The 13,011-nt window shown below is 46.8% G+C and carries 16 protein-coding genes; all 16 read right to left on the reverse strand.

All coding sequences use genetic code 11. From position 1 onward, the window contains the following. Positions 1-59: 59 nt before the first annotated feature. The 16 genes from sucD to ftsY all read right to left on the reverse strand — a co-directional run bounded on the left by sucD (position 60) and on the right by ftsY (position 13,010). Complete coding sequence (gene sucD / locus CEG13_RS06030) at positions 60-962, reverse strand: succinate--CoA ligase subunit alpha (RefSeq protein ID WP_100010972.1); 903 nt, start codon at positions 960-962, stop codon at positions 60-62. A 66-nt stretch (positions 963-1,028) separates the two neighbouring features. Then, positions 1,029-2,189, reverse strand: a complete 1,161-nt coding sequence (sucC, locus tag CEG13_RS06035; protein ID WP_100010973.1) for an ADP-forming succinate--CoA ligase subunit beta — start codon at positions 2,187-2,189, stop codon at positions 1,029-1,031. Between the two features lie 97 nt (positions 2,190-2,286). After that, positions 2,287-2,559 (reverse strand): EscU/YscU/HrcU family type III secretion system export apparatus switch protein, encoded by a 273-nt coding sequence (locus CEG13_RS06040; protein WP_100010974.1) that lies wholly within the window; start codon positions 2,557-2,559, stop codon positions 2,287-2,289. Beyond that, positions 2,556-4,289: a hypothetical protein gene (locus CEG13_RS06045; RefSeq protein ID WP_100010975.1), complete on the reverse strand. Its 1,734-nt coding sequence runs from the start codon at positions 4,287-4,289 to the stop codon at positions 2,556-2,558. Before CEG13_RS06045 ends, CEG13_RS06040 begins: the two co-directional genes overlap by 4 nt. A gap of 18 nt (positions 4,290-4,307) precedes the next feature. After that, positions 4,308-5,081 (reverse strand): ribonuclease HII, encoded by a 774-nt coding sequence (locus CEG13_RS06050; RefSeq protein ID WP_100010976.1) that lies wholly within the window; start codon positions 5,079-5,081, stop codon positions 4,308-4,310. 98 nt (positions 5,082-5,179) lie between these two features. Further along, positions 5,180-6,028, reverse strand: a complete 849-nt coding sequence (ylqF, locus tag CEG13_RS06055; protein ID WP_100010977.1) for a ribosome biogenesis GTPase YlqF — start codon at positions 6,026-6,028, stop codon at positions 5,180-5,182. Positions 6,029-6,030: 2 nt separating this feature from the next. Then, positions 6,031-6,606, reverse strand: a complete 576-nt coding sequence (gene lepB / locus CEG13_RS06060; protein WP_100010978.1) for a signal peptidase I — start codon at positions 6,604-6,606, stop codon at positions 6,031-6,033. Between the two features lie 693 nt (positions 6,607-7,299). Then, positions 7,300-7,644: a 50S ribosomal protein L19 gene (gene rplS, locus CEG13_RS06065; RefSeq protein ID WP_100010979.1), complete on the reverse strand. Its 345-nt coding sequence runs from the start codon at positions 7,642-7,644 to the stop codon at positions 7,300-7,302. A 174-nt stretch (positions 7,645-7,818) separates the two neighbouring features. Then, positions 7,819-8,553, reverse strand: coding sequence for a tRNA (guanosine(37)-N1)-methyltransferase TrmD (gene trmD, locus CEG13_RS06070; protein ID WP_100010980.1), 735 nt, complete (start codon positions 8,551-8,553; stop codon positions 7,819-7,821). Beyond that, positions 8,553-9,068, reverse strand: a complete 516-nt coding sequence (rimM, locus tag CEG13_RS06075; protein ID WP_100010981.1) for a ribosome maturation factor RimM — start codon at positions 9,066-9,068, stop codon at positions 8,553-8,555. The genes trmD and rimM overlap by 1 nt, the downstream gene beginning before the upstream one ends. 11 nt (positions 9,069-9,079) lie before the next feature. Then, entirely contained in the window at positions 9,080-9,469 is a 390-nt protein-coding gene (locus CEG13_RS06080) for a YlqD family protein (protein WP_100010982.1), read from the reverse strand. A 189-nt stretch (positions 9,470-9,658) separates the two neighbouring features. Next, positions 9,659-9,886 (reverse strand): KH domain-containing protein, encoded by a 228-nt coding sequence (locus CEG13_RS06085; RefSeq protein ID WP_100010983.1) that lies wholly within the window; start codon positions 9,884-9,886, stop codon positions 9,659-9,661. Between the two features lie 15 nt (positions 9,887-9,901). Beyond that, the gene (gene rpsP / locus CEG13_RS06090; RefSeq protein WP_100010984.1) at positions 9,902-10,171 is read right to left on the reverse strand and encodes a 30S ribosomal protein S16; all 270 of its coding nucleotides are present in this window, start codon (positions 10,169-10,171) and stop codon (positions 9,902-9,904) included. 78 nt (positions 10,172-10,249) lie between these two features. After that, positions 10,250-11,593, reverse strand: a complete 1,344-nt coding sequence (ffh, locus tag CEG13_RS06095) for a signal recognition particle protein (protein ID WP_100010985.1) — start codon at positions 11,591-11,593, stop codon at positions 10,250-10,252. Between the two features lie 13 nt (positions 11,594-11,606). Next, positions 11,607-11,924, reverse strand: coding sequence for a putative DNA-binding protein (locus CEG13_RS06100; RefSeq protein WP_100010986.1), 318 nt, complete (start codon positions 11,922-11,924; stop codon positions 11,607-11,609). Between the two features lie 93 nt (positions 11,925-12,017). Continuing rightward, positions 12,018-13,010, reverse strand: coding sequence for a signal recognition particle-docking protein FtsY (gene ftsY / locus CEG13_RS06105; RefSeq protein WP_100010987.1), 993 nt, complete (start codon positions 13,008-13,010; stop codon positions 12,018-12,020). Between the last annotated feature and the right edge of the window lies 1 nt (position 13,011).

Consider the following 13,011-nt stretch of genomic DNA (forward strand, 5'->3'; position numbering starts at 1 on the left):
ACTTCCTTTGTTTATTGGGGAACTGCCCCCTCCCCAAGAGGAGGCGGCCCCCAGTTATCTTAATGTGTTTTGCATTTTTCCTTCAGGCCATTTTCTTCCAATGTCTTAATCATCGTTTCTCCCATTACGGCAGGGGTTTCGGCAACAGCAATTCCGCACTCCTGCATAATGCGTTTCTTTTCATCCGCAGTTCCCTGGCCGCCGGAAATAATAGCGCCGGCATGTCCCATCCGTTTCCCTGGGGGTGCCGTAGCCCCGCCGATAAAGCCGACAACAGGTTTGGTCATATTCGCTTTGACCCACTCAGCTGCCTCTTCTTCTGCCGTACCGCCAATTTCACCGATCATGATTACCGCTTCTGTTTCCGAATCCTTGTTAAAGGCTTCCAGTACATCAATGAAGTTGGTGCCATTGACCGGGTCGCCACCGATGCCTACTGCTGTAGTTTGTCCGTAGCCTGCTTCAGACAGCTGGTGTACCGCTTCATAGGTCAATGTGCCAGAGCGGGAAACGACGCCGATATGGCCTTTTTTATGAATGTATCCCGGCATAATGCCAATTTTACTTTCGTCTGCTGTAATCACACCTGGGCAGTTTGGTCCGACCAGCCGTGTTTTCTTCCCTTCCATATACCGCTTGACTTTCACCATATCCATTACAGGAATATGTTCGGTAATGCAGATAGCCAGATCCAGTTCTGCATCCACGGCTTCCATTATCGCATCTGCAGCAAAGGGAGCAGGCACATAAATAACCGATGCATTCGCTCCTGTTTGTTCGACTGCGTCTCTTACAGTATTGAACACTGGTACTCCTTCGACCTCTGTGCCGCCTTTTTTCGGTGTCACGCCGCCAACAATTTTTGTGCCATACTCAAGCATCTGCTTGGTATGAAATTTAGCCGTGCCGCCAGTAATCCCCTGGACAATCACTTTTGTATCTTTATCAATATAAATACTCATTTTCGTCCGCCCTTTCTGTATGTTCTGTCCAATTTTTCAGCCACTTTTAACCTGCGAATGATAAACCTATTTCACCGAGGAAACAATTTTTTCGGCGCCGTCTGCCATCGAGCTTGCTGATGTAATGTTCAGACCGGATTCCTCGAGAATTTTCTTGCCCTGTTCGACATTGGTTCCTTCCAGACGAACAACGAGCGGGATCTCCAGGCCGACCTGTTTGGTTGCTTCCACTACCCCTTCAGCAATCACATCACATTTCATAATGCCACCGAAAATATTTACAAAAATACCTTTTACATTGGAATCGGACAAAATGATCTTAAAAGCTTCCGTCACTTTTTCTGCAGTCGCACCGCCCCCAACATCAAGGAAGTTAGCCGGTTCGCCGCCGGTATATTTGATAATATCCATGGTCGACATAGCCAGTCCTGCGCCATTTACCATACATCCAATGTTTCCATCAAGGGAAATATAGCTTAAATCATATTTGGATGCTTCGATTTCCTTTTCATCTTCCTCATCCAAGTCACGCAATTCCTGAATATCCTTTTGACGATACATAGCATTTTCGTCAAAGTTGAGTTTTGCATCCAGTGCAAGCACTTCTCCGTCTCCGGTAGTTACCAGCGGGTTAATTTCCGCAATCGAGCAGTCTTTATCAACAAATGCCTCATACAATTTAACCATGAACTTCGCTGCTTTGCCGATTAATTCATCGGGAATGTTGATATTGAATGCCAGTCTGCGAGCTTGATAGCCTGCCAGACCAACAACCGGATCAATCACCTCGCGGAAAATCTTTTCCGGTGTTTCTTTTGCCACTTCCTCGATCTCCGTTCCGCCTTCTTCTGATGCCATCATAACGACACGGGAAGTCGAACGGTCGAGAACCACACCGATATAATATTCTTTTTGAATGTCGGAACCTTCTTCAATTAGTAACCGCTTAACTTCTTTCCCTTCTGGTCCTGTTTGGTGGGTCACCAGGGTTTTGCCCAGAATTTCTTCCGCGTATGTACGCACCTCATCCAGGTTTTTCGCAATTTTAACACCGCCGGCTTTTCCCCGGCCGCCAGCATGGATTTGTGCTTTTACCACGGTAACCGCACTGTCCAGCTTCTTGGCAGCTTCTACGGCTTCATCTGCCGTATAGGCAACATGTCCATTGGGAACGTTTACTCCATACTCACGCAAAATATCTTTGCCTTGATACTCATGAATGTTCATCCTTAATCCTCCCATCAAAATTCACTGCATTTCTATTGTATTAAAAACCGACACATTTCACAACATATTGAGAAAGACGCAAACTAAATTCGGACTGCTATTGTTTTCCAATTTTCCGGTCTGCCTGGTATACAAAGGCAAAAACCTCTGCTACGGCCTGATATAATTCCTCAGGGATCGCTTCATTAATGTTTAATTCTGCAAGCAATTCAACCAGTGATGCATCTTCCATTACCGGCACATTATTTTCTGTCGCTTTTTCAAGAATGCGTTCAGCAAGCAGCCCTTTTCCTGCAGCGGATACAACCGGGGCATGCTCCCGGGTTTCGTCATACCTTAGTGCTGCTGCTTTTTTTCTTTTCTCTGTCATACGCGGTAATCAACTCCTTTATAGTTGAACACGGCCTGCTTTCGGCTGCTCCCCGTTTCCCCTTTAAACTCCTCGGTCAGGGGTTTAAAAGTGACCGCACCCAGCTGATAATTCAACGAATCCAAGCCTGATTTTAACTGCTGTTCTAACTCCTTGAACCGGTGCCCGGATGATGCATTATCATTAAATACGGCAACAGAAACAGATCGTTTTTGGATATGCATATCAATTACCGTTTTATTTACATGCTGCAAATCGAGATAGAACAATATGCGGCAGTGGTCTGGACTAATTTCTCCATCCTCTGTTTTTCTTCCCTCAAATTCCAGAAGCAAATCCTCATTCAGACCAAGTGGTTCATGCGGAAGCTGCAGGCTCGCATGGATGTAATGGCTTGTCTCCTGGACGGACTGCAATTGCATACCATTAATAAAGTTCAGCAGATTTCGGGCTTGCTCTGTACCTCCATCTCCTTGCTGCAGCAACTGCATAAGCATTGCTTTTACCGGAAGCTGGGAGGGAAGCTGATCATTTGCAATCTGATGTTCATAAGAAAGCCCGGTAAAAAGCAGTATCTGATTCATATGGGTGATCAAATTTTGGCGCAATGCAGTCGCTGGCAGGAGCTGACTCTGGCTTCCGTTTACTAAATTTTCTGCGATTCTGGCATACGATGTGTCATCTCCCAGGGTTTCCATCATTTGCATCAGCTGCTGTATGGATGCTGATGTGTTCTGCAAATGCGCTTGTGCCACCTGCTTTGCTCCCTGTGCTGTGAGTGTGGCAGCATGCTGTTTTAACTGGATGAAATCTGCTTCGGCAAGCGGAGCATTAGCCCGAACTGATTCGGCAATCCTGCCTCCCCAAGTTTGGAGAAACTGCTTTGCTTCGACCTGCAGCTCTGGCCTGCTTGCCTGCAGCTGCTCAAGCCCGGAAATCGCGCTTGCTTGAGAAAACTGGACTGGAGCCTGGCCGGCTGATGATTGCCAAGCAGTTTTCCATTGGGAAAAAGGGATACCGCTTTTTATGGCCCCTGCAGCCCTTAATATGGTAAATAAAGTTTGGTTATTCTGAATGGCTTCCTGCCTAATATTCTGTACAAGGAAAGCACTGTCTCCCGAAGTGCCTCCACCCAGAATGCTTCGCAATTGTCCGGCAAGCTGCTGCTGCCCGGGCTGCCGGTCAACTTGCTCAAGCAGTGCCTGCGTATGATTGGTTAAACTGCCGGTTTGAACAGCTGACAATGCCTGAAAAACTCCTTGTGTCATCGGGTATTTGTGCAGGACCATCTGCTGAAGTATCTGCTGAGCAGCTGATTTATTGGCAGTACCTCCGAGAAACCCAAATGCACGGACAAGCTGCTGTTTATCAAACGGAATACCTGCTCGGACCAATCCTTCTACAAACACTGCATTGGCTTTTCCCATTGGCAAATTCAGCTGTTTGAGCAGATGGTTGATACCTTCCCGCTCCTTGTTCCTCCCCGACTCGCCAAGCACACTCAGATGCACCATCTTGCCAGTCGATTGAACTTGAAAGTGATACGCATTCCCTGCCGACAGAGAAGCTTCCAGCTGGGCGGTCATTTTATGCGCGCCAAGCTGGATCTGCGCCTTGTTTCCCGGATAAAGCTTAAGAATTTTCCCTTGAATGATTTGCCCGGGACGAAGAGTCAGCCCGGTTTGCTGCACGCTGGAAAGCCGATTCCCACTGACTTCATAAACACCCATCCGGATCCCCCTCTCGAATTATCGCTGCAACACTTCCCGTACTGGTGCAAAAGATCTCCTGTGAAACGGAGAAGCCCCTTGCCGCTTTAATGCTTCCATATGATTTCTCGTACCATAGCCCATATTGGAGGCAAAATCAAAGGCGGGGTATGAGTGGTGGATTTCTTTCATTAATTCATCCCGGTAAACTTTTGCCAGGACACTGGCTGCGGCGATGGAAATACTTTTGGCATCTCCTTTTATAATGGCTTCCGAGCTGCAGGGCAGTCCTGTAAGCGGGACTGCATCTGCTAATACATGATCCGGTCGAGGGTCCAGCTGACCCAAGGCCTCATGCATTGCCAGTTTTGCAGCTTCATAGATGTTTACTTGATCAATTTTTTCATTGCCTACAACAGCTATCCCATAACAGACTGCCTGCTGCTTGATCAGGGAATAAAATTTATTTCGTGCCACCTCCGACAGCTGTTTGGAGTCATCGAGTCCAAGCAGGTTGATATCTTCAGGAAGAATCACAGCTGCGGCAACCACAGGGCCGGCGAGCGGTCCTCTCCCTACTTCGTCAACCCCGGCGATCAGGCGCTTTCCGTTTGCATAACCGTGCTGCTCATAACGAGTCATATGTAAAAATTTATTTTTCAGTTCCTGCGCTTTTGCCTGCTGCCTTTCATACGAGCGAATCAGCTGCTGTACCCCTTTTCTCCCATCCTGTCTCAAATGGCTCAACCATTCCTCATTGATATTTCCCGTATGGAATCGTTCTTTGATTGCTTTAATTGTTGATTTTTCCATTCCTGCCACCTGTCTCTCTTTCTATTATCGGCATACTCCGGCTTTCCTTAAAACAAAAAAGCGTGAATAAAGGCATGCCCCTCAGGAGGTGCATGCCATCAGCCGGAAACGGTCTCCAGGGTTATGCTGCCGATTTTCCCTGAACGGAGGTCCTCAAGCACCAGTTCTGACACTTTCGTGAAATTCACACGGCCTCCGCTTTCCAATGCTCCGCGTTTTTGTCCGATCGTCTCAAACAGCTCTGCCATATCTTCTGTTTCCGGATCTACTCCATACCGGTTTTCCAGCAGCCTTGGATAATGTTGTTGCAGAAACATGAGGGCAAAAGCAGTAATATCCTCTATTGCCAGGATGCTGTCCTTGATCGTACCGATTGCAGCCAGCCGGTAGCCAACCATTTCATCTTCAAATTTCGGCCACAGGATCCCCGGAGTGTCCAGCAGTTCAAAATCCTTCCTTACTTTAATCCAGAGCTGCTGTTTGGTCACTCCCGGTTTGTCTCCGGTTTTGGCAATCTTTTTGTTCGCCAGTCGATTGATCAAGGTGGATTTGCCAACATTGGGGATGCCCACAATCATCGCTCGGGATGGACGAGGCTGGATACCCTTTTTCCGAAGTTTATCCATCTTTTCCTGGCCAAGTTCTTTGGCCAGCTGAACTACCTGTTTGATATCTGCTTTGTTACCCGCATTGATAGCAATGGCCGGAATATCTTTTTCCTTAAAGCGAGCAATCCACCTGTCTGTTTCACGACTGTCGGCTAAATCTTTCTTCATTAAAACCATCATTTTCGGTTTATCTTTAAGCACCTTTTGCAGCATGGGATTCTGAGAAGATACAGGGGCTCTCGCGTCCACCAATTCCATTACGAAATCAACCAGCTTCAGCTTTTCTTCCGCTTCCCTTTTTGCTTTCGCCATATGGCCTGGAAACCATTGTATCGCCATTGTTATCCTGCTCCTTCATTTTCCTGAGTGCGGATGATCTGAATCCGGTCCAGCGGCCAGTAAATCAGACTGGCTTTGCCAACCATCTGGTCCATAGAGATAAGCCCGAGCATCCTGGAGTCTGTCGAGTTTTCCCGATTATCGCCAAGCACGAGCAAATGCCCCTCCGGAATTGTCTCATATCCGCCGGGCAATTGTTCCAGGTAAAAATCACTTGTCATGGAATGCTTGGCTCCGTCTTTCGTTTCCATAAATGGCTCTTCCACCTCTTCACCATTAATGTACAATACATTGTCTTCAACGGCGACATGCTCACCAGGCAAGCCGATCACCCGTTTAATAAAATCCTGCTGAGCAGAGGCATGAAAAACAATAATATCAAATCGTTCCGGTTCACTGACATTATAAATAAATTTGTTCACAATCATCTGGTCGCCATCTGTCAATGTCGGCGCCATCGACGGTCCGTCCACAACAATCGGCGCAAAGAAAAACATTCGAACGATGAAAGCAATCCCAAATGCAATCAGTAACGCTTTTACCCAGTCAAACAACTCGCTTTTCTTTTTCTCAGCCATCTATTCCCCTCCAGGCGACTGCAGTCTCCCTTTATTTTATCCAGTTCGATTCAATCATTCAACTTTTCCTTCTGTGAAATCAGGAAGGAAGCAGAAAAAGGTTTTTTCGTAAGTTTTATTGCTTATAACCTTCGTAGTTGATGGAAAACTGCGACTTACCCTGCCGCTGCGGAAATACCCCTCGCTTTCCGCGGGAAGCTATCGAGCCTCCTCGCGCTGTCGCGCTGCGGGGTCTCGTCTATGCTTTTCATCCCGCAGGAGTCTCGGGGGATTTCCTCCGCTAACGGTGTGCTTTTTAAAAGCAATCAAATAGCTCCCCACTCTGTTGATGGTTGATTGGAGCTGACGGCAGTGGATTCTTGCGGGAAAGCCACTGTCAGCAACAGAAATCAACTATTAAGAGTAGTAGTTGATTTAAACAGCATTAGAGTCAAAAACCACATCAGTCAGCGGAGGAAATATACGGAGACTCCTGCGGGAGGAATGGCCTCGGTGAGACCTCGCAGTGCACAGCACAAGGGGGCTCACCAGCCACCCTAAGGTGCGCGTAGTATATTTCCGCAGCGGCCATCATGAAACTCACTGATTTACGTCGCAGTCTACAGAAACATTCTCTCAGGAAACAACAAAATACAAAAAGGAGCCTGTGCGAATTGCCAAGCTCCTTTCCTGTTCTTTATGCGGTTCTGCCGATTAGCGGCGTTCTTTGATCCGCGCTGCTTTTCCACGCAGATTGCGAAGATAGTACAGCTTCGCACGACGCACAATACCGCGGCGGCTCACTTCGATTTTGTCAATCCTTGGGGAATGCAATGGGAATGTACGTTCAACCCCAACTCCATAGGAAATCTTTCTTACCGTAAATGTTTCGCTGATTCCTCCGTTTTGACGCTTGATAACCACGCCTTCGAAAACCTGGATACGTTCGCGGGTTCCCTCAACAACTTTCACGTGAACCTTCAGCGTATCACCAGGACGGAAATCAGGATGATCGGTACGAAGTTGATCTTTTGTGATGTCTGCAATTAGTTTTTGCATCCTGCTTCACTCCTTCCAAACCAATGCTCATTATTCTCTAGGGAACAGCGGAACATCGTTTTTCACTTAAAGCCGAAACTCTAAGCACAACAATTAATATACCATACTGCAAGTGAGACTTCAACTGTCAATCTAAGAAAACTTAACTTTTCGCCAAACCGTCTGCCAAAAATGCTAATCCTCTTCTCGGATAGCCTCCAGCAGCCGGGCATCCTCATCCGTGAGAGGGTGTTTCTCCAATAAATCCCGTCGCCGTTCATAGGTGCGCCGCAATGCCTCGCTTCTGCGCCATCGCCGTATTCTTTCATGATCACCTGATGTCAGCACATCAGGAACTTTCATACCGCGGAAATCTGACGGGCGGGTATAATGAGGATGTTCCAGCAGCCCTGTCGAAAACGAGTCCTCCGGTGCGGAGTCCATATTCCCAAGCACATCCGGCAGCAGGCGGACCACACTGTCAACGACCACCATTGCCCCCAGTTCACCGCCGGTCAAAACATAATCACCAATCGACAGTTCCTCTGTAGCCAGGTGTTCGCGTATTCGCTCATCATAGCCTTCATAATGCCCGCATATCAAAATCAGATGCTCTTCTTGTGCGAGTTCTTCCGCTTTTTTTTGCGAGTAGGTCTCCCCTTGTGGGCACATTAGGACAATTTTCGGCTTCGTCTGCCTGTTATTTACCGCAGCGTCCACCGCGTCAAAGACCGGTTGAGGAGTCAAGACCATCCCAGCACCCCCGCCATACGGATAGTCGTCAACTTTTTGGTGTTTGTTTTCGGTATAGTCGCGAAAATTCACCAGATCATAGCTGAATTTCTCTTTTTCATGAGCTTTATTCAGAATCGAGGATTGAAATACCCCTGTAAACATTTCGGGAAACAGGGTTAATATATCGATATGCATTAGTCAAGCAGTCCCTCCATTGGTTCAATGACTACCTTTTTATTCTCTGTGTCTACATGTTTGACCACATCGCCAATGTAGGGGATCAGGATATCCTTTCCCCTGGGCTGCTTTACCACCCAGACATCATTCGCTCCTGGTGAGAGAATTTCCTTAATCACACCAAGGTCCCGCTCCTCTGTCGTTGAGACTGCACAGCCGATAATTTCATGGTAATAAAATTCATCCTCTTCCAATTCAGTCAGCTGTTCTTCTGTTATTTTTAAATTTGCTCCTTTGAAGACTTCAACATCATTAATATTGGCATAGCCTTCAAATTGAAGCAGATCAAATCCTTTATGTTTTCGATGTCCGGAGATGACAAGCTGCACTGGCTCCTTATCCTCCATTACTGCCCACAGGACATTACCTGGCTCAAAACGCTCTTCAAAATCACTGATGCGAAGTACCTTCACTTCACCTCGCACCCCGTGTGTATTGACAATTTTTCCTGTGTTAAACCATTTCTCTGTCATTTTATCACCTGCTAATTCTCAATTCGTACCACTATACCGTCTTTAATGACAATGGCTTGTTCACTCATTATCTGTTCCCAATGCGAACCTTCTTCCACCTCAACAAGAGCTTCAACTTCTTTTTCCGTAATCTCACTGCCCATTTCCAGCAGTTCCAGCTGCTCGATTTTGAAGTCGATCAGCTTCATTTTTTCTTTTCGGTTGTCGAGCTCCTGACCAAAGCGCTGGGCTATCTCCTGTTTGGATACCCCGGCTTTATTCTGCATCTTCCGCTGTTCAAACCTTAGTTGTTGACACTCTTGTTCAAGCCGCATTTTATGTTCATAAAAGTTCTCATATAATTTTTTCTTGCTCTTTTCCGTAACAATCTGTTTGATCTGGATCCGCTTAATTATCTGCACTGTTTTTCCCCGCTCTCAAAAAATGCATCCGTTCGGCACCATTCATAGCAGCTTAAAAAACTCCTGATTTTATTAGAAAACTTGGCAAATACCTTAGCCTTTGGGTGAATGCCTTCGTTGCACTTATGCAGTAAGAAAGCAGTTATACTTTCTTAACTGTGTAAAAAGGGAAAGGTTTTCCCTTCCCCTTTACATAATATCCAAATAAATCCGCTTGTTGCCATCCGCCTTGGCTGCATATACAACAGTGCGGATGGCCTTGGCAATACGGCCATTTTTGCCGATAACCTTGCCGACATCCTCCGGGTTCACCGTTAAATGATAGACAATTTTCGCTTCCTCTTCTGTTTCTGTCACGACGATGTCATCCGGATGGTCCACAAGCGACGTGACAATCGATTCTATTAGGGCTTTCATGATATCACCACTGCTTTATTGATTTTTTTGGTCGTGAAATTTCTTCATGATGCCTTCTTTTGAGAAAAGATTGCGGACAGTATCACTTGGCTTCGCGCCTTTTGTCATCCAGTCAAGCGCTTTTTCTTCATCTATTTTAACTTCAACTGGATTCACTACAGGATTGTAGGTCCCAATTTGTTCAATAGACCGGCCGTCACGCGGAGCGCGGGAATCGGCAACAACAATGCGGTAAAATGGATTCCGTTTGGATCCCATGCGTTTTAAACGAATTTTAACTGCCATTTGCTTGCACCTCCATTCAATGTTTCTCACAGATTTAAATTCTAACAGAAACTTTTTAGTCTGTAAAGGGTTTTTCCATTACATGAAGGGAAGATTCATTCCTTTCCCTTTTTTGCCTTTTTGCATATTAGTCATTTGCTTCATCATTTTCTTCATCTCGTCGAATTGCTTCAGCAGACGGTTGACCTGGGAAACCGAAGTCCCCGAACCTTTGGCGATCCGTTTCTTCCTGCTTGCATTCATAAGACCGGGATCCTGACGTTCTTTCTTCGTCATCGACTGAATGATCGCCTCGACATGTACGAGCTGTTTTTCATCAAGCTGCGCATTCTTCAGTCCTTTCATTTTGCCTGAACCAGGAATCATGGCCATCAGTTCATCCAGCGGCCCCATATTCTTTACCTGTCCCATTTGTTCCAGGAAGTCATCAAAGGTAAACGACATGGTGCGCATCTTCTCTTCCAGATCCTTTGCCTGTTTTTCATCGACATTGGTCTGGGCCTTCTCAATCAGGGAAAGGACGTCCCCCATCCCGAGAATCCGTGAGGCCATGCGTTCCGGATGAAAGGCTTCGAGCTGATCGAGTTTCTCCCCCATACCGGCAAATTTAATTGGTTTCCCGGTGACAGCTTTGATGGACAGAGCCGCACCACCGCGCGTATCCCCATCAAGCTTGGTCAATACTACCCCGGTAACGTCCAGCTGTTCGTTAAAGCTTTCCGCAACATTCACCGCATCCTGCCCGGTCATCGCATCCACTACGAGAAAAATCTCATCCGGGGTCACGGCGGTTTTGATTTGCGCCAGTTCATCCATTAAATCCTCGTCTACATGGAGCCGGCCAGCGGTATCGATGATGACATAGTCGTAATGTTCTTCTTTTGCCTTTTCGATCGCCTTTTTGGCAATATCCACAGGGTTCGCTTCCGTTCCAATCGAAAAGACCGGCATATCCAGCTGCTTGCCAAGTGTTTCCAGCTGCTGAATCGCTGCAGGGCGGTAAATATCCGCGGCTGCGAGCAGTGGTTTGCGGTTATGGTTCTTGCGCAGATGGGCGGCCAGCTTACCAACAGTTGTTGTTTTACCGGCACCCTGCAAACCCGCCATCATAATGACAGTGGGCGGACGGTCTGAAGCGGCAATCTTGCTCTGCTCGCCGCCCATTAATTCCGTCAGTTCTTCTTTGACGACTTTAATAACCTGCTGACCGGGTGTCAGGCTTTCCATTACTTCTTGCCCCACCGCCCGTTCTTTGATGCGGTTAATCAATTGTTTGACAACTTTAAAATTGACATCGGCTTCCAGGAGGGCGAGCCGGACTTCACGAGTCATTTCTTTTACGTCCTGCTCGGAAACCTTCCCCTTGCCTGTAATTCTCTTTATTGTTCCTTGTAAACGGTCGGCCAATCCTTCAAATGCCATAGAAGGTGTCCCCCTAATCCAGTTCTTTTAATTGATGGAGCCATTCGCGTACCCGGACCTCCGTAACAGCTTGTTCGATTCTGCTGATCAGTGACTCACGCTCGCGGAATTTCTCGTATAATTGCAGTTTATCTTCATAGGCTTCAAGCATACTCTCGGTTCGTCTGATGTTATCATAAACCGCCTGCCTGGAGATTTCAAACAGCTCGGAAATCTCACCTAATGAATAATCATCTGCATAATACATCTCCATATAGTTTCGCTGTTTGGCTGTCAGCAGATTCTGGTAAAAATCAAACAAGTAATTGATCCTTGTTGTTTTTTCAAGCAAATCTTTCACCTCTTGTTAAGTGAAATTCCTTTACAAAAGCATAACGGACATCCTGCTGTTTTGTCAAGAAGGGTTCCAGCGGGTTCCCAGCAGCTATGCCTCTTCCAGCATATCAGCAAACAGCCCGTATACAAAGGCATGGGCATCAAATTTCTGCAGATCTTCCACTTGTTCGCCGAGTCCGACAAATTTGACCGGGATTTGTAATTCATTGCGGATGGCAAGCACAATCCCGCCTTTAGCTGTTCCATCCAGTTTTGTTAATACAATCCCGGATACGTTGGTTGCTTCGGAGAAAGTCTTGGCCTGATTCAACGCGTTCTGGCCGGTAGTAGCATCCAATACGAGCAGAACCTCATGCGGAGCTCCGGGGACTTCACGCTCAATCACCCTTTTTACCTTCGTTAACTCATTCATCAAATTGACCTTATTCTGAAGTCTGCCGGCAGTATCACAGATCAGTACATCTGCCTCTCTGGATTTGGCTGCTTTAATCCCGTCATAGATCACGGCAGCAGGATCGCTTCCCGGCCCCTGCTTGATCACATCGACATCCGCACGTTCTCCCCATATTTCCAGCTGTTCAATCGCACCGGCACGGAATGTATCTCCGGCAGCCAGGACTACCCTTTTGCCCTCCTGTTTCAGCTGGTAGGCCAATTTGCCGATAGAGGTGGTTTTCCCCACACCGTTTACGCCAACGACCAGGATAACCGACAATTCATTTTCCTTAAGATTGAGTGTTTCCACCTCTTCATCGTCATCACCGTAATAGATTTCCACGAGTTTTTCTGAAATGACATCTTTGATATCCTTCGTGTCCTTGATGTTCTGTCGTTTCACTTCCATCTTCAGTTCGTCAATCAGATCCATCACCGTCATGACACCGGTATCTGCTGCGATCAGCACTTCTTCCAGCTCCTCGAAAAACTCTTCATCGACTTTTCGATAGCGGGCAATCAGATCATTTATTTTTCCGGAAAAAGAATTTCTTGATTTCTTCATCCCTTCCTTATACTTTGTGGAGACCTCTTCGGTTTCTTCCGTTTTCTTGAACCTGGTTTTCAATTTATCCATGAAGCTCATG

Source organism: Lentibacillus sediminis (assembly GCF_002763455.1).
GTDB classification, from domain to species: domain Bacteria; phylum Bacillota; class Bacilli; order Bacillales; family Amphibacillaceae; genus Lentibacillus_D; species Lentibacillus_D sediminis_A.